At 62.6% G+C, this 20,656-nt stretch carries 25 protein-coding genes; 14 read left to right on the top strand and 11 right to left on the bottom strand.

Annotated elements, in window-relative coordinates; all coding sequences use genetic code 11:
- Nucleotides 1-22 precede the first annotated feature (22 nt).
- Nucleotides 23-2,041 (top strand): thioredoxin domain-containing protein, encoded by a 2,019-nt coding sequence (locus IHE39_RS08570; RefSeq protein WP_192566184.1) that lies wholly within the window; start codon nt 23-25, stop codon nt 2,039-2,041.
- Between the two features lie 10 nt (nt 2,042-2,051).
- On the opposite strand, the gene rho is transcribed toward IHE39_RS08570, so the two are convergent.
- The 3 genes from rho to hemE all read right to left on the bottom strand — a co-directional run bounded on the left by rho (nt 2,052) and on the right by hemE (nt 5,057).
- The gene (gene rho, locus IHE39_RS08565) at nt 2,052-3,317 is read right to left on the bottom strand and encodes a transcription termination factor Rho (RefSeq protein WP_115730026.1); all 1,266 of its coding nucleotides are present in this window, start codon (nt 3,315-3,317) and stop codon (nt 2,052-2,054) included.
- 169 nt (nt 3,318-3,486) lie between these two features.
- Entirely contained in the window at nt 3,487-4,026 is a 540-nt protein-coding gene (gene hemJ / locus IHE39_RS08560; protein WP_192566183.1) for a protoporphyrinogen oxidase HemJ, read from the bottom strand.
- Nucleotides 4,023-5,057 carry a uroporphyrinogen decarboxylase gene (gene hemE, locus IHE39_RS08555; RefSeq protein ID WP_192566182.1) on the bottom strand — a complete coding sequence of 345 codons (1,035 nt, stop codon included), beginning with the start codon at nt 5,055-5,057 and terminating at the stop codon, nt 4,023-4,025. Before hemE ends, hemJ begins: the two co-directional genes overlap by 4 nt.
- 399 nt (nt 5,058-5,456) lie before the next feature.
- On the opposite strand from hemE, the gene IHE39_RS08550 reads away from it, so the two are divergent.
- The 5 genes from IHE39_RS08550 to dnaQ all read left to right on the top strand — a co-directional run bounded on the left by IHE39_RS08550 (nt 5,457) and on the right by dnaQ (nt 9,130).
- Nucleotides 5,457-6,278: a pyruvate, water dikinase regulatory protein gene (locus IHE39_RS08550; protein ID WP_067955797.1), complete on the top strand. Its 822-nt coding sequence runs from the start codon at nt 5,457-5,459 to the stop codon at nt 6,276-6,278.
- A gap of 53 nt (nt 6,279-6,331) precedes the next feature.
- Nucleotides 6,332-6,931: a Maf-like protein gene (locus IHE39_RS08545; protein ID WP_192566181.1), complete on the top strand. Its 600-nt coding sequence runs from the start codon at nt 6,332-6,334 to the stop codon at nt 6,929-6,931.
- Complete coding sequence (locus IHE39_RS08540) at nt 6,924-7,763, top strand: shikimate dehydrogenase (protein ID WP_192566180.1); 840 nt, start codon at nt 6,924-6,926, stop codon at nt 7,761-7,763. The genes IHE39_RS08545 and IHE39_RS08540 overlap by 8 nt, the downstream gene beginning before the upstream one ends.
- Nucleotides 7,760-8,350, top strand: a complete 591-nt coding sequence (gene coaE, locus IHE39_RS08535) for a dephospho-CoA kinase (protein ID WP_184768396.1) — start codon at nt 7,760-7,762, stop codon at nt 8,348-8,350. Before IHE39_RS08540 ends, coaE begins: the two co-directional genes overlap by 4 nt.
- A gap of 66 nt (nt 8,351-8,416) precedes the next feature.
- Nucleotides 8,417-9,130 (top strand): DNA polymerase III subunit epsilon, encoded by a 714-nt coding sequence (gene dnaQ, locus IHE39_RS08530; protein WP_192566179.1) that lies wholly within the window; start codon nt 8,417-8,419, stop codon nt 9,128-9,130.
- A gap of 64 nt (nt 9,131-9,194) precedes the next feature.
- Here dnaQ and secB read toward each other — a convergent pair whose 3' ends face one another.
- A complete protein-coding gene (gene secB / locus IHE39_RS08525; RefSeq protein ID WP_067955790.1) occupies nt 9,195-9,689 on the bottom strand; it encodes a protein-export chaperone SecB in 495 nt (164 codons plus the stop codon).
- Nucleotides 9,690-9,800: 111 nt separating this feature from the next.
- Nucleotides 9,801-10,274, bottom strand: a complete 474-nt coding sequence (locus tag IHE39_RS08520) for an FxsA family protein (RefSeq protein ID WP_192566178.1) — start codon at nt 10,272-10,274, stop codon at nt 9,801-9,803.
- A 216-nt stretch (nt 10,275-10,490) separates the two neighbouring features.
- Here IHE39_RS08520 and IHE39_RS08515 point away from each other — a divergent pair, with 216 nt between their 5' ends.
- The 4 genes from IHE39_RS08515 to IHE39_RS08500 are packed head-to-tail and all read left to right on the top strand — an operon-like array spanning nt 10,491 to nt 13,242.
- Nucleotides 10,491-11,201: a Tim44/TimA family putative adaptor protein gene (locus tag IHE39_RS08515; protein WP_192566177.1), complete on the top strand. Its 711-nt coding sequence runs from the start codon at nt 10,491-10,493 to the stop codon at nt 11,199-11,201.
- 21 nt (nt 11,202-11,222) lie between these two features.
- Nucleotides 11,223-12,329, top strand: a complete 1,107-nt coding sequence (gene mltA, locus IHE39_RS08510) for a murein transglycosylase A (RefSeq protein WP_184768400.1) — start codon at nt 11,223-11,225, stop codon at nt 12,327-12,329.
- Nucleotides 12,326-12,871 carry a Smr/MutS family protein gene (locus IHE39_RS08505; protein WP_184768401.1) on the top strand — a complete coding sequence of 182 codons (546 nt, stop codon included), beginning with the start codon at nt 12,326-12,328 and terminating at the stop codon, nt 12,869-12,871. The genes mltA and IHE39_RS08505 overlap by 4 nt, the downstream gene beginning before the upstream one ends.
- Nucleotides 12,868-13,242: a helix-turn-helix domain-containing protein gene (locus IHE39_RS08500; protein ID WP_184768402.1), complete on the top strand. Its 375-nt coding sequence runs from the start codon at nt 12,868-12,870 to the stop codon at nt 13,240-13,242. Before IHE39_RS08505 ends, IHE39_RS08500 begins: the two co-directional genes overlap by 4 nt.
- Nucleotides 13,243-13,251: 9 nt before the next feature.
- Here the strand turns inward: IHE39_RS08500 and IHE39_RS08495 are convergent, their stop codons facing one another.
- The 6 genes from IHE39_RS08495 to hslV form a co-directional block, all read right to left on the bottom strand.
- Nucleotides 13,252-14,211: a DUF1402 family protein gene (locus IHE39_RS08495; protein ID WP_192566176.1), complete on the bottom strand. Its 960-nt coding sequence runs from the start codon at nt 14,209-14,211 to the stop codon at nt 13,252-13,254.
- A 175-nt stretch (nt 14,212-14,386) separates the two neighbouring features.
- Nucleotides 14,387-15,694 (bottom strand): ATP-dependent protease ATPase subunit HslU, encoded by a 1,308-nt coding sequence (hslU, locus tag IHE39_RS08490; RefSeq protein ID WP_184768404.1) that lies wholly within the window; start codon nt 15,692-15,694, stop codon nt 14,387-14,389.
- A 29-nt stretch (nt 15,695-15,723) separates the two neighbouring features.
- Complete coding sequence (locus IHE39_RS08485) at nt 15,724-16,794, bottom strand: hypothetical protein (RefSeq protein ID WP_343070072.1); 1,071 nt, start codon at nt 16,792-16,794, stop codon at nt 15,724-15,726.
- Nucleotides 16,794-17,381 carry a DUF2585 domain-containing protein gene (locus IHE39_RS08480; RefSeq protein ID WP_192566174.1) on the bottom strand — a complete coding sequence of 196 codons (588 nt, stop codon included), beginning with the start codon at nt 17,379-17,381 and terminating at the stop codon, nt 16,794-16,796. Before IHE39_RS08480 ends, IHE39_RS08485 begins: the two co-directional genes overlap by 1 nt.
- Nucleotides 17,378-17,899, bottom strand: a complete 522-nt coding sequence (locus IHE39_RS08475) for a GNAT family N-acetyltransferase (protein WP_192566173.1) — start codon at nt 17,897-17,899, stop codon at nt 17,378-17,380. Before IHE39_RS08475 ends, IHE39_RS08480 begins: the two co-directional genes overlap by 4 nt.
- Nucleotides 17,889-18,437 (bottom strand): ATP-dependent protease subunit HslV, encoded by a 549-nt coding sequence (hslV, locus tag IHE39_RS08470; RefSeq protein WP_184768408.1) that lies wholly within the window; start codon nt 18,435-18,437, stop codon nt 17,889-17,891. Before hslV ends, IHE39_RS08475 begins: the two co-directional genes overlap by 11 nt.
- Nucleotides 18,438-18,628: 191 nt before the next feature.
- Here hslV and hisB point away from each other — a divergent pair, with 191 nt between their 5' ends.
- From hisB to IHE39_RS08450, 4 genes are read left to right on the top strand one after another with little or no spacing between them, the layout of a single operon-like run.
- Nucleotides 18,629-19,228, top strand: a complete 600-nt coding sequence (hisB, locus tag IHE39_RS08465) for an imidazoleglycerol-phosphate dehydratase HisB (protein WP_192566172.1) — start codon at nt 18,629-18,631, stop codon at nt 19,226-19,228.
- Between the two features lie 2 nt (nt 19,229-19,230).
- Entirely contained in the window at nt 19,231-19,713 is a 483-nt protein-coding gene (locus IHE39_RS08460) for a DUF2628 domain-containing protein (RefSeq protein ID WP_192566171.1), read from the top strand.
- Nucleotide 19,714: 1 nt separating this feature from the next.
- On the top strand, nt 19,715-20,365 hold the full coding sequence (hisH, locus tag IHE39_RS08455; protein WP_192566170.1) for an imidazole glycerol phosphate synthase subunit HisH: 651 nt from the start codon (nt 19,715-19,717) through the stop codon (nt 20,363-20,365).
- Nucleotides 20,362-20,655, top strand: coding sequence for a DUF1330 domain-containing protein (locus IHE39_RS08450; RefSeq protein WP_184768412.1), 294 nt, complete (start codon nt 20,362-20,364; stop codon nt 20,653-20,655). The genes hisH and IHE39_RS08450 overlap by 4 nt, the downstream gene beginning before the upstream one ends.
- Nucleotide 20,656 lies beyond the last annotated feature (1 nt).

The raw sequence follows: 20,656 nt of genomic DNA, 5'->3' as shown, positions 1-20,656 counted from the left end.
ATCACTGTTTTGGGCACGCCACATGCTTCCGCAAGAAAACCTGCTTCGAGACGAAGGTAGCCCATACCTCCGCCAGCATGGCGACAACCCGGTGTATTGGCGCCCGTGGTCGCCAGCCGCATTGGCCGAAGCGGCACGGCTCGATCGGCCGATCCTGCTTTCTGTCGGTTATGCAGCATGCCACTGGTGCCATGTCATGGCCCATGAGAGCTTCGAAAATGCCGAAGTCGCTGAGGTCATGAACCGGCTCTTCGTCAACATCAAGGTCGACCGCGAAGAACGGCCTGATATCGACCAGATCTACATGGCCGCACTTGCCAGCATGGGCGAACAAGGCGGGTGGCCGCTGACGATGTTCCTGACCCCCGATGCCAAGCCGTTCTGGGGCGGAACCTATTTTCCGCGCGAAGCACGCTACGGACGGCCGGGCTTTATCCAGGTCCTCAATGCGGTCGACGCTGCATGGCGCGGCAAGCGCGCCAGCATCCTGCAAAGCGCCGGCGAGCTTGCCCAGCATGTCGGCAAGCGCCTTGGCGGCACAAGCGCACCTGGACAGATCACGACCGAGACGGCAAGAACGCTGGCCTCAGGCATCCACGACATGATCGACCGTAATCTCGGTGGGCTTCGCGGCGCGCCAAAATTCCCGAACGCGCCTTTCATGCAGACACTGTGGCTGTCCTGGCTGCGCACCGGCAACGAGCAGCACCGTGATGCGGTGACCGAAAGCATGGCGCATCTGCTTAAGGGCGGCATCTACGATCATGTCGGCGGCGGGCTGGCGCGATACTCGACCGATGCGCAGTGGCTGGTGCCGCATTTCGAGAAGATGCTCTACGACAACGGCCAGCTCATCCGCCAGGCGAACTGGGCCTATGCCACAACTGGCAATGAACTGTTTCGGGTACGAATCGAAGATACGATCGGCTGGCTGCTGCGCGAGATGCGCCTGCCCGAGGGCACGTTTGCGTCCACCCTCGATGCCGACAGCGAGGGTGAAGAAGGCTTGTTCTATACATGGACGGACAAACGCATAGCCGAAGTGCTCGGCAACGATTCCCCCATGTTTTTCAAATACTTCACGATCACGAAGCCAGATGCCTGGGAAGGCGATCCGATCATCCACCAAGATGCGGCCCAAAGCGCGCAATCCGTCGAAGATCGCACGCTGGTTTCCAGCCTGACGTCACGCCTGCTCGACGCGCGACAAAAGCGCGTTCGCCCCGGCCGCGATGACAAAGCCCTCACCGACTGGAACGGTCTGGCGATCGTGGCGCTGGCAGAGGCTGGTCGAAGCCTTGGTCGCGACGACTGGGTAGCGGCGGCGGCGGGTGCTTTCACAGCAATTTTGGCTTCTGCAACGCCTGAGGGCCGATTACCGCATTCCAGCCTGGGCCAAAAGCGACTCTATCCGGCCCTGTCGAGCGATTATGCGGCGATGATCAACGCTGCCATCGCCCTGTTCGAGGTGAAAAGGGATGCGCGATATCTCGAACACGCCGCCCACTTGCTGAAAACGCTCGAAACCTGGCACGCCGATGCCGACCGTACCGGACATTACCTGACCGCGTCAGACAGCGCTGATGTACCAATGCGCATCCGTGGCGACATCGACGAAGCGATCCCATCGGCAACCAGCCAGGTTATCGAGGCCGTGATACGCCTGGCCAACATCACTGGCGACATAGCGTTGCAACAGCGTGCCTGGACAATCGCCGAGCACGCCGCCGGCCGCATCCAGAGCCAGCAATATGGCCAGGCCGGAATCGTTAACGCCTGCGTCCTGGCGCTTGAGCCGTCGAAGCTGATTGTCGTCGAAGATCCAGCACAGCCAATGCTTGTTTCGGTAGCGAATCGTAACCCGGATCCGCGCCGTGTCGACATATTCGTCAGTCTCGGCGAGGACACCACGCGCGCCAAACTCCCCGGCGACATCCTGCCAGACACGAAAAAGGCCGGCGCATATCTTTGCACCGGCCTCATCTGTCTGCCTGTAATCAGCGATCCGGCGAAGCTTGAAGAAGCGCTTCGCCGCCGCTGATCGGCCTTCGTCAGGTATTCATCGAGTCGAAGAAGTCGGCGTTGGTCTTGGTCTGCTTCAGCTTGTCGATAAGGAACTCGATCGCATCGGTCGTTCCCATCGGCGCCAGGATACGGCGCAGCACGAAAATCTTCTGCAGGTCCTGACGCGCGACAAGCAGGTCTTCCTTGCGGGTGCCGGACTTGAGGATGTCCATCGCCGGGTAGATGCGCTTGTCGGCGACCTTGCGGTCGAGCACGATTTCCGAGTTGCCGGTGCCCTTGAACTCTTCGAAGATGACTTCGTCCATGCGGCTGCCGGTATCGATCAGCGCGGTGGCGATGATAGTCAGCGAACCACCCTCTTCGATGTTACGGGCGGCACCGAAGAAGCGCTTCGGGCGCTGCAGCGCATTCGCATCCACACCACCGGTCAGAACCTTGCCGGATGACGGCACGACGGTGTTGTAGGCACGACCGAGGCGGGTAATCGAATCGAGCAGGATGACGACGTCGCGGCCATGTTCGACAAGGCGCTTGGCCTTTTCGATGACCATTTCGGCGACCTGGACGTGGCGAACGGCCGGCTCGTCGAAGGTCGAGGACACGACCTCGCCCTTCACCGAGCGCTGCATGTCGGTCACTTCTTCCGGACGTTCGTCGATCAGAAGCACGATCAGGTAGCATTCAGGGTGATTGGTGGTGATCGAGTGCGCAATATTCTGCAGCAGCACGGTCTTGCCAGTACGCGGCTGCGCCACGATCAGGGCGCGCTGGCCCTTGCCGAGCGGCGCCACCAGGTCGATGACGCGCGGCGATATGTCCTTGGTGGTCGGGTTTTCGACTTCCATCTTGAGCCGCGAGGTCGGGTACAGCGGCGTCAGGTTGTCGAAGTGGATCTTGTGACGGATCTTTTCGGGATCGTCGAAATTGATGGTGTTGACCTTGAGCAGCGCGAAGTAGCGCTCGCCTTCCTTGGGGCTGCGGATCGGGCCTTCGACCGTGTCGCCGGTCTTCAGCGAAAAGCGCCGGATCTGCGACGGGGAAATGTAGATATCGTCCGGACCCGGAAGATAGTTGGCGTTGGCCGAGCGCAGGAAGCCGAAGCCGTCCTGAAGCACTTCAACCACACCATCGCCGATGATCTCGATATCCTGGCCGGCCAGCTTCTTGAGGATCGCAAACATCAGTTCCTGCTTGCGCATGACGCTGGCATTTTCGACCTCGAGCGACTCGGCGTAAGCGATCAGCTCCGGCGGCTTCTTGTTCTTGAATTCGGCGAGTTTTGTTTCCTGCATGGACGGACTCTGAGCGTGGAGAATTGGGGAAATTGGCTATCGGCGTTTTGCGATAAGTGCCGGGCGCGGCCAGGGAATGAAAATGGGGCGGCGCATGGCAGGAAGGAAGAACAGCCTTTTAGCCCTCTCGAAACGAAAGAGCAAGGCGCAGTCCAGCAAATTTAGGAACTCAAAAAGGCTTTACAACCACCAGTATGACAATGACGATCATCAGCAACGTCGGGATCTCATTGACCATGCGCCAGTAGCGCGAGGGCTTTTGATTGCGGTCCTCGGCAAAACGCCGGACCGACGCTGAGAGGTAGCCGTGCACGCCTGAAAGCAGCAGCACCGCAGCCAGTTTGGCGTGCAGCCAGCCACCGGCGAAGTCGAAGCCTTTCCAGGCCAGCCACAGCCCGAACACCCAGGTGACAATCATCGCCGGATTGATGATAGCGCGCAGCAGCCGACGCTCCATCACCTTGAAGGTCTCGGATTGCACCGACCCTTGCTCTGCTTCCGCGTGATAGACAAGCAGGCGCGGCAGATAGAGCATGCCGGCCATCCACGAGATCACGGCGATGACATGGATCGCCTTGGCCCAGGGATAAAAACCATCCGGGGCGGCGAGGAAAAGTGTGGTCGTCAGCACAACCAGGACGACGATGGCAATGACGGCTCGCCTGGCCGCCGTTCCACTGCTCGAAGGGCCCACGCTCTGACCGCTCATTGCCCTGATGCCTTTCGCACCTGCCGAACCATAGCCTCGACATGCGCCACCGGGGTTTCGGGCGTGATGCCGTGACCAAGATTGAAGATCAGTGGACCAGCGCTTAGCGCCTTCAGTATGGCGTCCACGCCCTCTTCCAGCGCCTTGCCGCCAACGACCAGCCTGAGCGGGTCGAGATTGCCCTGCACGGCTCCTCCGGCCTGCAGGCGCTGCCCCTGGCTCAGTGGCACCGTCCAGTCGAGGCCAAGGCCGGTGACACCGGTACGCTGCCGGTAGCTGTCGAGCTGGGCGCCTGCCCCTTTCGGGAAGCCGATGATCGGAACATCGGGATAGACCGCGCGGACCTTACGCACGATTTCAGTGACCGGCTTGACACAGCAGGCCTCGAACGTCGCCTCGTCGAGCACACCCGACCAGGAATCGAAGATCTGTACGACGTCGGCGCCGGCTTCGATCTGGCGGATGAGATAGGCAGCCGAATGGTCGGCGAGGATCTGCAGCAGCCGCGCCATTGCTTCCGGTTCGCGATAGACGAACAGCCGCGCCGGCGCCTGATCCGGCGTGCCATGCCCGGCGATCATATAGGTCGCGACAGTCCACGGCGCGCCACAAAAGCCGATCAGCGTCGTCTTCTCGGGCAGTTCTCGACGCAACCGGCGCACGGTTTCGTAGACCGGTTCGAGATTCACGTGAAACTTTTCGCCGTCGAGCGCTGCAACTTCGTCCGCGGCGATCGGCGTCATCAGCGGTCCACGGCCCTCTTCGAAGCGCAGGTCGCGACCAAGCGCATGCGGAACGACGAGAATGTCCGAGAACAGGATCGACGCATCGAAGTCGAAGCGTCGAATCGGCTGCAGCGTCACCTCGACGGCAAAGTCGGGGTTGTAGCAGAGATCGAGGAAGCTGCCGGCCTTCTTCCTGGCTTCGCGATATTCCGGGAGATAGCGGCCTGCCTGTCGCATCATCCAGAGCGGTGGAACCTCGAGGCTCTCGCCTTTGAGCACTTGGAGCAGGGCGCGTTTCGCGGGCATCAGGTCTGCCTTTCCTTGAGCCTTCTATAAACAAAAATTTATTCTGAAGGATTCTTCTAATTCTTAGAGTCTGTTGGAATCGAGAATTACGACCTGTCCATAGGCGGCCCTAGATATCCACTTGTCATAGTGACGCGCGGCCGTTTTCGCCAGCGGGGAAAACTTCGGGCAGCAAGCGGATTCGTCGATTTGAATCAGGATTCTAGCCGAGCACGTGGCCGGTGCTGATTCTGTGGACAGCCGGGGACTAAAAAACTATCCCCACAATACTCCCCGCCGCTGAATCGAAACAGACAGCAGGGCGAATTGTGGACAAGTCGGCATCTGATACAGTCGCGCCGACCGCTTCGGGCCGAACTGCCCGTTTATCCACATTTGACCACAGACCAGGCGCCTGCTGTGAACAAACCCCAAAGCTTCTTCCATCTGCACCTGATTTCCGACGCCACCGGCGAAACACTTCTGGCGGCCGGGCGCGCGGCTTCGGCGCAATACAAGGACGCGCGCGCGATCGAGCACATCTACCCGCTGATCCGCACCGAAAAGCAGCTGATGAAGGTGTTCGACGACATCGAGGAAGAGCCGGGCATCGTGCTTTACACCGTCGTCGACCAGCACCTTGCCGGCATCATCGACAGTCGTTGCGCGTCGATGGGCCTGCCCTGCGTGTCTGTGCTCGAGCCGGTGCTGTCGGTGTTCCAGTCCTATCTCGGCGCACCGGCCGGCCGTCGTGTCGGTGCCCAGCATGTCCTCGACGCCGAATATTTCCGCCGCATCGACGCGCTCAACTTCACCATGGAGCACGATGACGGCCAGCTGCCTGCCGACATGGAGCAAGCGGATGTCGTACTGATCGGCATATCGAGGACGTCCAAGACACCGACGAGCATCTATCTCGCCAATCGCGGTATCAAGACCGCCAACATCCCGATCGTGCTCGGCGTGCCGGTGCCCGACAGCCTGGTCAAGGCGGAGAAACCGCTGGTCGTCGGCCTGATTGCCACCGCCGAACGCATCTCGCATGTGCGCCAGAACCGTATCCTCGGCACGACGATGGCCTTCGACGCCCAGGAGTACATCGACCGCGCCTCGATCACCGAAGAGCTGGCTTATGCGCGCAAGATCTGTACCAAGCACAACTGGCCGATGATCGACGTCAGCCGCCGTTCGATCGAGGAAACGGCCGCCGCCATCGTTGCCCTGCGCAACAAGAGCCGCTAGGACCGAAAGCACCCAGCAACGCCGCCTGCGCGGTTCGTTTTCAGGCAAAGCCAGTGACCGAAAAACTCATTCTTGCTTCCGGAAGTCCCTTCCGCAAAGCCATGCTCGAAAATGCCGGCGTGGCCGTCGATGCGATCCCGGCCGATCTCGACGAACGGGCACTGGAAGCGCCGCTGGCCGAAAGTGGTGCGACGCCCGAAGAGGTAGCCCTGGTACTGGCCGAGGCCAAGGCGGTTGCGGTCAGTGAAGAGCATCCCGGCCGCTTGGTGCTCGGTTGCGACCAGACGCTGTCGCTCGGCGACGAAGTGTTCCACAAGCCGGAAGACATGGAAGGCGCGCGCCGGCATCTGCTCAGACTTTCGGGCCAGACCCACCAGCTCAACAGTGCCGTGGTGCTGGTACGTGACGGCGAAACCTTGTGGCGTCACGTTGCGATTGCATCGCTGACGATGCGCGAGCTCGATCCGGCCTTCATCGGCCGCCACCTTGCCCGCGTTGGCAACAAGGTGCTGTCGAGCGTCGGCGTCTACCAGATCGAAGGCGAAGGCATCCAGCTGTTCGAAAAGGTCGAGGGCGACCATTTCACCATCGTCGGCCTGCCGCTGCTGCCTGTCTTGGCCGAGCTGCGCGAGCTCGGGGCCATCGATGGCTGAGCTGAAGGCGTTCGTCTGCGGTCACCCGATCGCGCATTCGCGCTCGCCGATGATCCATGGCCATTGGCTGAAGAGCTACGGCATCGACGGCAGCTACACCGCGATCGATGTAGCCCCAGCCGATTTTGCGGCGTTTGTCGGTGGGCTTGCTGCTGCAGGCCTGCGCGGCGGCAACGTCACGATCCCGCACAAGGAGGCTGCCTTCGCCACAGTCCAGCGTCGCGACGAGGCTGCCGAGCAGATCGGTGCGGTCAATACCGTGTGGCTCGAGGACGGTGTCCTGTGGGGCGGCAACACCGACGCCTATGGTTTTGCCGCCAATCTCGATCATCTTGCGCCCGGCTGGGCCACCAATGGCGATGTCGCCGTGGTTCTGGGTGCCGGCGGTGCGTCGCGGGCGATCGTCCACGCGCTCAAGCAGCGCGGTTTCACCGACATCCGCGTCGTCAACCGCACTGTCGCGCGTGCCGAGGAACTTGCCGATCAGTTCGGCGACGGCGTCAGCGCGCATCCACAGGCGGCGACCGCCGAATTGCTTGGCGATGCGTCCCTGCTGGTCAACACGACGGCACTTGGCATGCACGGCAATGAGGGCCTGCCCGCCGATCCTGCCACCCTGCCCGATCACGCCATCGTCACCGACATTGTCTATGTGCCGCTCGAAACCCCGTTGCTCGCCGCAGCCAGAGCGCGTGGGCTGAAGACCGTCGATGGGCTCGGCATGCTGCTGCACCAGGCCGTTCCTGGTTTCGAACGCTGGTTCGGCCGCAGGCCCGAAGTGACAGCCGAACTACGCAACCTCATCGTCGCCGACCTGGGCGCCAAGAAATGATCGTCCTCGGGCTGACAGGGTCGATCGGCATGGGCAAGTCGACGACGGCGAAGATGTTCACTGACGCCGGCGTTCCGGTCCACGATTCCGACGAGGCGGTGCATCGCCTCTATGCCGGCCAGGCAGCCCCCTTGATCGAGGCGGCGTTCCCGGGAACGGTGAAGCAAGGCGTCGTCGACCGCACCGAGCTTTCCCGTCATGTGCTGGGCGATGCCGTGGCGCTGAAGAAGCTCGAGGGCATCATCCATCCGCTCGTTCGTGCCGACGCCAACGCCTTTCTCGAGCGCAGCCGCGCAGCCGGGGCTGCTATCGCCGTGCTCGATATCCCGCTTCTGTTCGAAACCAACGGCCGAGGCCGCGTCGACAAGGTGGTGGTGGTCACTGCGCCGGCTGACGTCCAGCGCCAAAGGGTCCTGGCGCGGCCCGGTATGACCGAACAGAAATTCGAGGCGATCCTCGCCAAGCAGGTTCCCGACGCTGAAAAGCGCAAGCTTGCCGACTACATCGTCGACACTGGCAATGGGCTTGAGCCGGCGCGGGCTGCTGTTGAGACCATCATTGCCGATTTGACGGTGGGAAAGCCCTAGCCTGGCGAATCGCCGCACTTGTTCGCCGGCTGTCCGGGAGGGCATGCTGGCGGCAAGGAGAATCACGTGCGCGAGATCATTTTCGATACGGAAACCACCGGCCTCGACAACCGCGAGGATCGCGTGATCGAGATCGGCGCGATCGAGATGATCAACCGCTTCCCGACCGGTAATACCTTCCACAAATACATCAACCCGCAGGGACGGCAGGTCCATCCCGACGCGCAGGATGTACACGGCATCTCGAATGCCGACCTCGAGGGCAAGCCGACCTTTCCCGAGATCATCGACGAATTCATCGATTTCATCGATGGCGCCAAGCTTGTCGCGCATAATGGCACCTTCGATCTTGGCTTCATCAACGCCGAGTTCGCCCGGCTCGACCAGCCCGCCATCGACGCGGGCCGGCTGATCGATACTCTGGCGCTTGCCCGCCGCAAGCACCCGATGGGGCCGAATTCGCTCGATGCGTTGTGCCGGCGCTATGGCATCGACAACAGCCGCCGCACCAAGCACGGCGCCCTGCTCGACTCCGAGCTTCTGGCCGAGGTCTATATCGAGCTGATTGGCGGCAAGCAGTCGGCGCTGGTGCTGGAGAGCTTTTCGTCGGCCAATGGCGGCGGCAACACCAGGCAGATCGAGATCGTCGTCGCCGTGCGGCCCGAGCCGTTGCCGCCTCGCCTCAGCGAAGCCGAACTTGCCGCCCACGACAAGCTCGTCGGCGGCCTTGGCGAAAAGGCGCTTTGGGCCAAGCTGCTTTCATCAGCCGAGCCGAACTGAACCCCAACGAAAAAGCCCGGCGCTGGGGCCGGGCTTTTGACTGATAACGCTTGAAGGCGCGGTCTTAGCTGACCTTGACCTTGGAAGCGGCCTGTTCCTCGGCGATCTTCTGCTGGAACATCTGGGCGAAATCGATCGGGTCGAGCATCAGCGGCGGGAAGCCACCATTGCGGGTTGCTTCGGCGATGATCTGGCGCGCGAACGGGAACAGCAGGCGCGGGCACTCGATGAAGAGCAGCGGCAGCATGTGCTCCTGCGGGAAGCCGTCGATGCGGAACACGCCGCCATAGACCAGCTCGACGTTGAACAGCACGTCCTTGTCGAAGGCGGCTTTCGCGCTCAACGTCAGGTTGACGTCGAACTGCTTGTCCGTCATCGGATTGGCGTTGACGTTGACGTTGATGTTGATGCCGGGAGCCTTGTCGCGGCCACGCAGCGAATTCGGAGCGCCGGGGCTTTCGAAGGAGAGATCCTTCACATACTGCGCCAGCACGTTGAGCGTGGGCTGCTGTGCGTTACCGTTGCCGTTGGCGCCTTCCGGCGCTTCATTCGTGGCCATTAGCCCATGTCCTCTTGGCTTGGCCGCAACGCGGCCCGGATTGGAATCCGCGGTTGGCTAGCACGCTCGGCATGCCAAGACAAGGTTTTGCCGGTGTTGGAAGCCCCTCGACTACTCGTCGCGGATCGAGCGCCACGGCGAATTCGGGTTGGGCTGGCGCGTGAAGTCGTCCTCGTCGAGGTCGATGGTCTTGCCACCGGCCGGGCCGCCGCGGCGCGCAAAGCCGCCGAAGTCGGTGCTGAAGCGCACCCGCTTGCTCAGGAAGCGCCAGGCCAGCGCCCGCACCGGCGGCAGGAACAGCAGGATGCCGACGATGTCGCTGATAAAACCGGGGATCAGAAGCAGGATGCCGGCAAGCACGATCATCGCGCCATTGGCGAGTTGCTTGGACGGGTCGCGGCCGGCGTCCATTTCGGTGCGGATCCGGGTCATGACGCCAAAACCCTGGACGCGCAGCAGGATCGAGCCGACGATGCCGCTGAGCAGGATCAGGCCGATGGTCGCAAGCACGCCGATTTCGCTGCCGACCACCACAAAGCCGGCAATCTCGAACAAAGGCAGGGCAAGGAGCAGGAGGGGCAGCATGAACAGCGTCGATCCGTCCGGTTTGAGTTGACGTGACCGCCAGATGCGGTCACAGGCATAGTGCATACATCTTTAGATAGGGCGCTGCGCCTTTAATTTGAATGATCGGCGCATGCGTTCTATATGCAAGGCTAACGGGCGCGGCACAGATGCGGCGCCGGCGAATGGCACATAAGCTGGCTTCGGCCGCGAACAAGGGACGGATCGGCAGAAGATATGGAATTCTTCGATTTCGGCACGATTTTCTTTCTGATCGCAGCGGTGGTGATCTTTTTCCAGCTGCGCAACGTGCTTGGACGCCGCACAGGCAATGAACGTCCGCCCTTCGATCCTTACACCGCAGCTCGCAACAAGCCTCAGGACGCCAATGGCAAGCCCGAGAATGTGGTGTCGCTGCCGCAGCGCAAGCGCGTCGCCGGTGAGCCGGCTGAAGACGCCTATGTCGCCATCGACGCTTTCGCCAAGCCGGGCACCGACCTGAACAAGGGCCTGCGCGCCATCAAGGACGCAGACGCCTCGTTCGAACCCAAGGTTTTCGTCGAAGGCGCCAAGATGGCCTACGAGATGATCGTCATGGCTTATGCCGACGGCGACCGCAAAACGCTGAAGAACCTGCTTTCCCGCGAGGTCTTCGACGGCTTTGTCGCCGCAATCGCCGACCGTGAGGGCCGCTCGGAGAAGATTCAGTCTTCCTTCGTCGGCATCGACAAGGCCGATATCGTCTCGGCCGAGATGAAGGGCGGCGAAGCCCATGTCACCTTGCGCATCGTCAGTGAGCTGATCTCGGCGACCCGCGACAAGGCCGGCGAGGTCATCGATGGCGATCCGGAGACCGTGGCCGAGGTCAAGGATGTCTGGACCTTCGCCCGCGACACCCGTTCGCGCGACCCAAACTGGAAGCTTGTCGCCACCGAGGAAGAAGACTGATCCGCGTGGCGGGCGAAGCCCGTGCTGCTCTCGCCCGCATTCACCCCGGTCGGTTTCGCCGACCTGCCCGGCTGGCATGAAGATGACCAGCTGGCTGCCTTCGAGGCCTTTCGCCGTTCTGCCTTCCACGTCCTGACCAAACCCTATCGCAGCGGCGCCCTTGGCGTTGCTTTCGACGCTTTTGGCCCGGCCTATGATGAAGCGCGCGAACGGCCGACGGCGAACAGCATCGAAGCCCGAGCGTTCTTCGAGCGCCACTTCCAGCCCGCTTTTGTCGCACCGGAAGGCCGCGAGCACGGTTTTGTCACCGGTTTCTACGAGCCCGAGGTCGAAGCGTCACCGATCAGGACCGAGACCTTTAGCGTGCCGCTGCTGGCGCGCCCGGCCGACCTGATCGACATCGATGACCAAAACCGCCCGACCGGCATGGATCCCTACCTCGCCTTCGCCAGGCTGACGGCCGAGGGGCTGGTCGAGTATTTCGACCGCCCGGCGATCGAACAAGGCGCACTGGCTGGCAAGGGACTGGAGATCGCCTGGGTTAGCGGCCGCGTCGATGCGTTCTTCGTCCACGTCCAGGGCGCTGCGCGGTTGAACATGACCGACGGTTCGCTGCGTCGCGTCACCTATGCCGCCAAATCCGGCCAGCGCTTCACCGGCCCCGGCGGAATTCTCGCCGAAATCGGCGAGATCCCGCTCGAAAAAGTAACGATGCAATCGATCCGGGCCTGGTTCAAGGCCAACCCCCACCGCGTCGACGAAATCTTGTGGCGCAACCGCTCCTACATCTTCTTCCGCGATGCCGAGGTCGATGATCCAGCATTCGGTCCGATCGCCGCGGCAAAGGTGCCGCTGACGCCGGGCCGCTCGGTCGCCGTCGACCGCCTGCTCCATACCTTCGGCACCCCGTTCTTCATCGCAGCGCCCAAACTGCTGGCATTCGGCTGCGAGCCCTTCGCCCGGCTGATGATCGCCCAGGACACCGGTTCCGCGATCACCGGCCCGGCGCGTGGCGACCTGTTTGCCGGTTCCGGTTTCGAAGCGGGCGAGATCGCCGGTGTCGTCCGCAGCGACGCCGATTTCTTCGCGCTGCTGCCGAAGCCCCTGTTTGCCGGTGAAACGTCATGAGCCCACGCCGCGACGGCAAGCTGAGCGACGAAGAACGCGTTTTGTGGAACGTCATCGCCCGCACCACCTCGCCGCTCAAAGGCAGGCGGGCGGTTGAAATCCCCGAACTGCCGGCACCTGTCGTTGCCAAGCCGGACCCGACACCCGCCAAGGCGGTGCCTGCGCAAGTGGCAGCACCCGCGGCTGCGCCGAAGCGGCAGTATGTTGCTCATACGCTCGATGTTCCAACGCGCGACAAGCTCTCCAAGGGCCGCCTGCCGATTGAAGGCCGCGTCGACCTGCATGGTATGACACAGGACGAAGCCTATTCGCTGTTGTATGCCTTCCTGAGCCGGGCGCATGCCGGTGGCCTGCGCTACGTTTTGGTCATCACCGGCAAGGGCAATTCGAAGGGCGGCGACGGCGTTCTGAAGCGCATGGTGCCGGCCTGGCTGGACACCGCGCCTTTCCGCATGCTGATTTCGAGCCAAGACCATGCCGAGCGCCACCATGGCGGTTCCGGTGCGCTCTACATCAGGATCAGGCGGAGGCTCGGTGCATGACGCCGCTCGGCGAACGCATCCGCGAGCTCAGGCGCGAGCGCGGTGTCAGCCAGAAGGACATGGCAGCCAGCATCGGCGTCAGCGCGGCCTATTTGTCGGCGCTCGAGCATGGCCATCGTGGCGTGCCGACCTGGGCGATGATCCAGAAGATCATCGGCTACTTCAATGTCATCTGGGACGATGCCGAGGAGCTGCAGAAACTGGCCGAGGGCTCGCATCCGAGGGTCGTGGTAGACACAGCAGGGCTGTCGGCGGCGGCAACCGAGCTCGCCAATCTGATGGCCGAGGCGATCGACGAACTGAACGATGCCGAACTTTCGGCACTGAATGCTCAGGTCCGCGAGGCGATCGCGCGCAAGAAGCGCAGGTAGTTCAGCGACCTAGAACAGCGCCTCAAGTTCGGTGAGGCGGTCATTGACCAGCCAGCCGTAATAGTTCTCTTCAGGCAGTTTTGCCGGCTCGCCGGCGGACAAGCGCCGCTCGTTCTCGGCTTTCAGCGCATAGGCACGCGCTTCGGGGCTGCCGACATTGTACAGCGTCGCCGTCAGGCCCGGATTGCCCGAGATATCGAAGCCGGCGATGTTCCTGTAGGCGTCGATCGATGTCTTCAGCGTCGCAGCCACGTATGGCAGCGTCAGGTCGGGATCCATGATCGTCTTGTAGACGGCATTCGGGTCGCGCTCGTCGAGCCTGGGCAGGCCGGAGACCTTGTGGACCTCGTCGCTCATCTGCAGCGCGGTCAGCGGATTGAGCTGGCCGATGCCGAAAGTCTGGCCGGCATAGAAGGGCTGGAAGAAAGTGGCGCTGAAGCGGTCGTTGGGGAAGCTGGTGCTGCCGACAGTCTTGCCACGGAACGACTGGTTCCAGACGCGCTCGCGGCATTCCCACAAGTCGTAGCTGCCCGACTTTCCGGCGCAATCTGCGAACTCCGGACGCTTGATGAAGTCGGAGATGTCCTCGCCTTCATAGGCGAAGGTGAGCTTGCTGGAGAGGTAGGATACCGCCTTCACATAGTAAGTCTGCAGCCGGTCGTAGGCATCGACATTGTAGGTGTGCTCGCCGACGATGGCGCCGACGATGTGCATCGGGTCGATGCCATAGGCGCGCGCCATGGTCTTGATCTTGCCGCGCAGCTCGGTGTCGTTCTGCAGCAGCGCGTAGACCTTGCGGTATTTGGCATCGAAGGTGGTCTTGCCGGCCTTGGTGCGCTTGGACGAGGCACCCGGCACGTCGGGTTGTTCGGCATGGACATTTCCAGCCGCGACAATGGTCGCCGCCGATGCCTGCGGAACGGCGAAGGCTGCCGCCAGGAGAAATGCCGAGAAAAATACGCGTTTCATATGCTGCTGCTTGCCCAAGCTCTGTCAGGGCAAACTAGGAAATGCCCCAGGCTTAGTCGAGGATATTGTCACCGCACGGCCGCGAAAGGTGGCCGTATGGAACCAATAGGCCACACGTCTTGCCCTGACGGCAGGGCAAGGCCGGCCCGTTTGGCGAGCCGGCCGGTGCCGATACCTAGAGGATGAAACGCGACAGGTCGGTGTTCCTCGACAGGTCGCCGACATGCTTTTGCACATAGGCGGCGTCGATCGTCACCGACGTGCCGTTGCGGTCCGGCGCGTCGTAGGAGATCTCGTCGAGCACGCGCTCCATCACCGTCTGCAGCCGCCGCGCGCCGATGTTCTCGACGCTGGCGTTGAGGTCGACGGCGATGCCGGCGAGCGCATCAATGGCGTCGTCGGTGAACTCGAGATTGACGCCTTCGGTTTGCATCAGGGCGATGTACTGCTTGATCAGGCTGGCTTCGGTCTCGGTCAGGATGCGAACGAAGTCGTTCTTCTCCAGCGCGCGAAGTTCAACACGGATCGGCAGGCGGCCCTGCAGCTCCGGCAGTAGATCCGAAGGCTTGGAGACGTGGAAGGCACCCGAAGCGATGAACAGGATATGGTCGGTCTTCACCTGACCGTATTTGGTCGCAACCGTCGTACCTTCGACCAGCGGCAAAAGATCCCGCTGAACGCCTTCACGCGATGGACCGCCTGAGACGTCGCCGCGGGCGATCTTGTCGATCTCGTCGAGGAAGACGATGCCTTCGTTCTCGGTCACTTCGAGCGCTCGGCGCACCACCTCGTCCTGGTCGAGAAGCTTGTCGGACTCGTCGCCGATCAGAAGCGCGTAGGATTCCTTGACGGTGGTCTTGCGTGTCTTGGTGCGCTGGCCGCCCATCGCCTTTTGCAGCATGTCGTTGATGTTGAGCACGCCGATGTTGCCGCCGGGCATGCCGGGAATGTCGAAACCGGGCATGCCGCCATTGCCGGTGTCGGCGACCTGGACCTCGATTTCCTTGTCGTCGAGATCGCCGTCGCGCAGCTTCTTGCGGAACGAGTCGCGTGTCGCCGGGCTTGCCGTTTTGCCGACGAGGGCTTCAAGCACGCGTTCCTCGGCGTTGACATGGGCACGTGCCTTGACGTCCTCGCGCATCTTTTCGCGCACCAGTCCGATGGCGATTTCGACCAGGTCGCGGATGATCTGCTCGACGTCGCGGCCGACATAGCCGACCTCGGTGAACTTGGTCGCCTCGACCTTGACGAACGGCGCGCCGGCCAGCTTGGCCAGGCGGCGCGAGATCTCGGTCTTGCCGACGCCGGTGGGTCCGATCATCAGGATGTTCTTGGGCATGACCTCTTCGCGCATCTGGCCTTCCAACTGCTGGCGGCGCCAGCGGTTGCGCAGGGCGATGGCCACGGCGCGCTTGGCGTCCTTCTGGCCGATGATGAAGCGGTCGAGTTCGGAAACGATCTCGCGGGGGGAGAATGTGGACATGTCGATACTCTCGAATATTCAGTTGGGGCTTATGTATGGGCTGGAAGCCGGCGCGCAAGGGCGCCAGGCAGCAGTGACAGAAGGGTCCGGCGCAGCGCATGCCAGCCGGCACTGAGCAGCAGCACCAGCGCACCGAGCACCAGCATGGTCAACGGCACGACGCTGTCCGACAGGCCCGCCTTGACGACCAGGGCGCCAAAGGCGAAGCCGGCATAAGACAGGCCCGAAACGAGGATCGCGCGTCTGTCGACGACGAGCGCGACCAGCGCCAGCCCGACGAAGATCGCAAGGATGCTCCACGCCGAGACGACGTCCGAGCCGCCCTCGCCGACGAGGCCGCTGATCAGCGGGTGCACGATCAGCGGTGCTGCCAGCATGTGCAGCCAGAACGCGATGTCGGTGCGCCGTGTGAGGCGCTGCGGATCGCTCAGGTCGAAGCGCATGGCGAGGGTGAATACGGCCAGCCCGCAGGCCAGCAGCAACGGCTTGGCTGCCTGCTCGGCGAAATCCGGCAAGACCATGAAAAGAACCCCGACGGCCGAGGCGACAAGGGCTGCTACGCCGGCTGCGATCGTCACCGGCACCCGGAAACGCCGGTAGTGCAATGCGGTTGCAGCGGCGGTCGCAAGTCCGGCGACAACGATCGGAAAGCCACCGTGGTTGCCGAGACCCATGCCGAAGTTGAGGTTGGGGTTGAAGGCTTCCGCAACCGTCGAAAAGACCGCTCCCGCATAGACAAGAAGCAACGCGATGCTGGGCAGCGCCATACGCTGCCGTCGCGTGAAATACTCGGCCAGAAGCCAGCTCGTCACGGCGATGACGGCGAACATGCCGGTGTTGCCAATCATGTCACTGGAGAAGTAGCCCAGGGCGCCGAGAAACAGTCCCAGGCCGATGGTCACGAAGATGTCGCTGAAGCCGCTGATGAAGCGAAACTTCTCGTCGTCATGGGGTTCGGCGTCGAATGCCGGCGTTCTGGCCCGTTCCAGTTCGCGCAGCCCTTCCGCCTGCTCGGAACTCACCAACCCGTTCGCTATGGCGGAACGCAGAGCGTCGGGCGATATGGCAACCGTTTCTGGCGCTGTCGAAAGCTTGTTCACTATAGCGTCCCCGCCTGCCACTGCCTGACCGCATCGAACGGATGGACAAGCATGATGACGTTGAGCGTCAGGTTGTCACGGATGACGTAGCCGACGCCGATTTCAAAGAAGATGGCCAGCGCAACGACGCTCCAGACCGGAAGCCGCGCTGCCATGACAAAGCCTAGCACCATGGCCAGTGTATCGAACACCGAGTTGAGGATGCTGTCGCCGTAATAGTCGAGGGAAATGGTGCCCTCGCGGTAGCGATTGATGATGAAGTCGCTGTTTTCGACAAGCTCCCACGCCACCTCGATGCCGACAGCAACCGCCAGGCGGAACCCGAGCGAGCTCTTCGGCATAAGCCAGGTCAACAGCGCATAGAACAGAAAGCCGTGTATGATGTGCGAGAAGGTGTACCAGTCGGAGATGTGCTGTGAGTTCTCCGAACTTTGCACCACACCGTGCCACAGCTTGACCGTACCGCATTCGCAGATCGGCGTCCGCCCCATCCAGTAGAGCGCCGCTGCTTGCCCGGCGATGAGCAGCGCTGCAATCAGCAGCCACCAGCGCTCGCGCTGCACCGCCGCGTCCTGCTCCAAGCTCACGCGTCGAAATCCTCCACGTCGGCTTCACGGGCCATCATCAGTGCCGGACCATACTCGGATGTCCGCGTGTCGAAGGCCACGAAGCCGGCCTTTTCATAGGCCCGTATCGCCCGCTTGTTGTCGGGGTGCGGGTCGATGATCACGCGCGGCACGCCCTCCTCGAACAGCTCCTCGACGAACTGCGCAAGGATCGCCGAACCATGGCCCTTGCCGACCAGACCCGGCACGCCGATCGTCAGGTCGACGCCGAGCGTGCCGAAGGGCTGGTCCTGATAGGGATGGTCGTCCTCCATATGCGGATCGTAGCTCTGGAGGTAGCCGATCGGCTTGCCGTCCAGTTCGATGATCAGCGGCTCGACCGAGATGCTGTCGATGTGTTCCTTGATCTGGGCGATCTCGGTCTCGGGATCGTCCCACCATTCGGCGACGTGCGGCTCGGCCAGCCATGCCTTGATGACGGGCAGGTCGGCCTTGGTGACCGGGCGGAAGTCATACTGGGCGGCTGCCTCACTCGGCATCGAGCGTTTCAATCACGAAGCTGTGGTTGGTGTAGACGCAGATGTCGGCGGCGATCTGCATCGCCTTGCGGGCGATCTCCTCGGCGTCCTTGTCGGTGTCCATCAACGCGCGGGCTGCGGCGAGTGCATAATTGCCGCCCGAGCCGATGGCCATGACGCCGAACTCCGGCTCCAGCACGTCGCCAGTGCCGGTCAGCGCCAGCGACACGTTCTTATCGGCCACCAGCATCATCGCCTCGAGGCGGCGCAGGTAGCGATCGGTGCGCCAGTCCTTGGCGAGTTCGACGCAGGCGCGTGTCAGCTGGTCGGGATACTGCTCGAGCTTGGCTTCGAGCCTTTCGAGAAGCGTGAAGGCGTCGGCGGTGGCGCCGGCAAAACCGGCGATCACATTGCCCTTGCCGAGGCGGCGGACCTTGCGGGCATTGCCCTTCATGATGGTCTGGCCGAGGCTGACCTGGCCGTCGCCGGCGATGACCACCTTATTGCCCTTGCGCACGGTCACGATGGTCGTGGCGTGCATGCTCTGTTCATTGGACATATGTTGCTCCGTGGCGCGCGGCCCCTCTTTGGCAGCTTGCGCGTTACGAGTGGAAGTTGGCGTCTTATGTATGACGCGGCGCAAGGAATGCAAATCCGCGCGCCTATCGACGAAATGCCCTTTCCCAGCGATTGGCAAGCGGCCGATCATGCTGTTATTAGGCTGACGTTTTACAGGACAAGGACCCGCCAATGGCCCCCCGTTCCGCCGAAGTCAGCCGCAAGACCAAGGAAACCGAGATCTCCGTCTCGGTCCATGTCGATGGCACCGGCCGTTCGGAAATGTCGACCGGCGTCGGCTTCTTCGACCATATGCTCGACCAGCTCTCCAGGCATTCGCTGATCGACATGAAGGTCACGGCCAAGGGCGACCTGCACATCGACGACCACCACACCGTCGAGGATTGCGGCATCGCCATCGGCCAGGCGCTGTCCAAGGCTCTGGGCGAACGCCGCGGTATCATGCGCTATGCCTCGATTGACCTCGCCATGGACGAGACGTTGACGCGCGCCGCAATCGACGTGTCGGGCCGGCCGTTCCTGGTCTGGGACGTGACGTTCTCGGCGCCCAAGATCGGCACCTTCGATACCGAGCTGGTGCGCGAGTTCTTCCAGGCGCTGTCCCAGAATGCCGGCATCACGCTGCACGTCACCAACCTTTACGGCGCCAACAACCATCACATCGCCGAAACCTGCTTCAAGGCAGTGGCGCGCGCATTGCGCATGGCCCTTGAAAGCGATCCGCGCCAGCCTGACGCAGTACCCTCGACCAAGGGCAGCCTGAAGGGATAGCCATGGCCATCCATGTCGTCATGGAGCCGCCTGTTTCGGCAGGAAAAAACGCTTCGGAAGGTGCCGTCTTCGTCCGCGACGGCTTTTATTTCTTCGGCTTCATCGCTCCGCTGCTGTGGATGCTGTGGCACCGTCTCTGGGTTCTGGCGGCGGTGACTTTTGCCGTCACCCTCGCTTTGGGCGCTGTCGGCGAATGGAGCGGGCTGATCGCAGCCGTGCCGCTTCTGTCGCTGCTGATCTCGCTCTATGTCGGGTTGGAGGGCGGTGCACTCAGGGTCGCTGCGCTTCGCCGTGCCGGCTGGCGCCAGTGGGGCGTGATCGAGGCCGACACCATCGAGGCCGCCGAATTGCGCTACCTCTACGCCGCCGACGACGTGGCTGAAGAAAAGCTGTCGGCGCCGATGACCATCGCGCCGACTGCGGCCCCACGCCAACCGCCCTCAGGCGCCGCCCTCGGCCTCCTGCACTATCCCGGAAGAAACTGACATGCGCGTTGCCATCATCGACTACGGTTCGGGCAATCTGCGCTCGGCGACCAAGGCCTTCGAACGCGCCGCCCGCGAGGCCGGCATCGCGGCCGAGATCGAGCTCACCGCCGATGCCGAGCGGGTGCGGTCGGCTGACCGCATCGTGCTTCCAGGCGTCGGCGCCTATGCCGATTGTGCTCGCGGCCTTGGCGCCGTCGAAGGCATGTGGGAGGCGGTCGAGGAGGTCGCCATCCGCAAGGCGCATCCCTTTCTCGGCATCTGCGTCGGCATGCAGCTGATGTCCGAACGCGGGCTGGAAAAGACCGTTACCAACGGCTTTGGCTGGATCGCGGGCGACGTCAAGGAGATCACGCCGACCGACCCGACGCTGAAGATTCCGCAGATCGGCTGGAACACGATTCACGTGAAACATGCCCATCCGGTCTTCGACGGCATCACCACCGGACCCCAGGGCCTGCACGCCTATTTCGTGCACTCCTACCATCTCGATGCGAGCAAAGAAAAAGAAGTGCTGGCCACCGCCGATTATGGCGGCCGGGTCACCGCTGCGGTGGCGCGTGACAACCTTGTCGGCACCCAGTTTCATCCCGAAAAGAGCCAGGCGCTGGGCCTCGCTCTCATTGCCAATTTCCTGAGGTGGAAGCCATGACGACGAAGAAGGGCTACTGGATCGCGATGATCGAGATCACCGACCCCGAGGCCTATCCCGCCTATGTCGCCAGCAATGGCGCGGCAATCGCTCCATACGGCGCCAAGCTGATCGTTCGCGGCGGCCGTCACGACGATCCCGAGGGCCCGACCGGCAATCGCCATGTCGTCGTCGAGTTCGAGTCCTACGAGCAGGCGGTGGCCTGCTACCACTCGCCGGAATACCAGGAAGTGGTGAAGCTTCGCCACGCCGCCTCCATCGGCAAGTTCGTCATCGTTGAAGGCGTCTGAG

It is taken from the genome of Aminobacter carboxidus (assembly GCF_014863355.1).
GTDB classification, from domain to species: Bacteria; Pseudomonadota; Alphaproteobacteria; order Rhizobiales; family Rhizobiaceae; genus Aminobacter; species Aminobacter carboxidus.
Note: the sequence above shows the minus strand (reverse complement) of the source record. Positions and strands in the feature narration are given on the sequence as shown.

Excerpts from the sequence above, each read along its gene's own strand:
- IHE39_RS08450 (WP_184768412.1), top strand. The coding sequence starts at position 20,362 with ATGACGACGAAGAAGGGCTACTGGATCGCGATGATCGAGATCACCGAC.
- secB (WP_067955790.1), bottom strand. The coding sequence starts at position 9,689 with ATGGCCACGAATGAAGCGCCGGAAGGCGCCAACGGCAACGGTAACGCA.
- IHE39_RS08515 (WP_192566177.1), top strand. The coding sequence starts at position 10,491 with ATGGAATTCTTCGATTTCGGCACGATTTTCTTTCTGATCGCAGCGGTG.
- IHE39_RS08505 (WP_184768401.1), top strand. The coding sequence starts at position 12,326 with ATGAGCCCACGCCGCGACGGCAAGCTGAGCGACGAAGAACGCGTTTTG.
- IHE39_RS08495 (WP_192566176.1), bottom strand. The coding sequence starts at position 14,211 with ATGAAACGCGTATTTTTCTCGGCATTTCTCCTGGCGGCAGCCTTCGCC.
- IHE39_RS08475 (WP_192566173.1), bottom strand. The coding sequence starts at position 17,899 with ATGCCGAGTGAGGCAGCCGCCCAGTATGACTTCCGCCCGGTCACCAAG.
- IHE39_RS08540 (WP_192566180.1), top strand. The coding sequence starts at position 6,924 with ATGGCTGAGCTGAAGGCGTTCGTCTGCGGTCACCCGATCGCGCATTCG.
- IHE39_RS08520 (WP_192566178.1), bottom strand. The coding sequence starts at position 10,274 with ATGCTGCCCCTCCTGCTCCTTGCCCTGCCTTTGTTCGAGATTGCCGGC.
- hemE (WP_192566182.1), bottom strand. The coding sequence starts at position 5,057 with ATGCCCGCGAAACGCGCCCTGCTCCAAGTGCTCAAAGGCGAGAGCCTC.
- hemJ (WP_192566183.1), bottom strand. The coding sequence starts at position 4,026 with ATGAGCGGTCAGAGCGTGGGCCCTTCGAGCAGTGGAACGGCGGCCAGG.
- hisB (WP_192566172.1), top strand. The coding sequence starts at position 18,629 with ATGGCCCCCCGTTCCGCCGAAGTCAGCCGCAAGACCAAGGAAACCGAG.
- IHE39_RS08500 (WP_184768402.1), top strand. The coding sequence starts at position 12,868 with ATGACGCCGCTCGGCGAACGCATCCGCGAGCTCAGGCGCGAGCGCGGT.
- IHE39_RS08460 (WP_192566171.1), top strand. The coding sequence starts at position 19,231 with ATGGCCATCCATGTCGTCATGGAGCCGCCTGTTTCGGCAGGAAAAAAC.
- hisH (WP_192566170.1), top strand. The coding sequence starts at position 19,715 with ATGCGCGTTGCCATCATCGACTACGGTTCGGGCAATCTGCGCTCGGCG.
- IHE39_RS08570 (WP_192566184.1), top strand. The coding sequence starts at position 23 with ATGCTTCCGCAAGAAAACCTGCTTCGAGACGAAGGTAGCCCATACCTC.
- rho (WP_115730026.1), bottom strand. The coding sequence starts at position 3,317 with ATGCAGGAAACAAAACTCGCCGAATTCAAGAACAAGAAGCCGCCGGAG.
- coaE (WP_184768396.1), top strand. The coding sequence starts at position 7,760 with ATGATCGTCCTCGGGCTGACAGGGTCGATCGGCATGGGCAAGTCGACG.
- hslU (WP_184768404.1), bottom strand. The coding sequence starts at position 15,694 with ATGTCCACATTCTCCCCCCGCGAGATCGTTTCCGAACTCGACCGCTTC.
- hslV (WP_184768408.1), bottom strand. The coding sequence starts at position 18,437 with ATGTCCAATGAACAGAGCATGCACGCCACGACCATCGTGACCGTGCGC.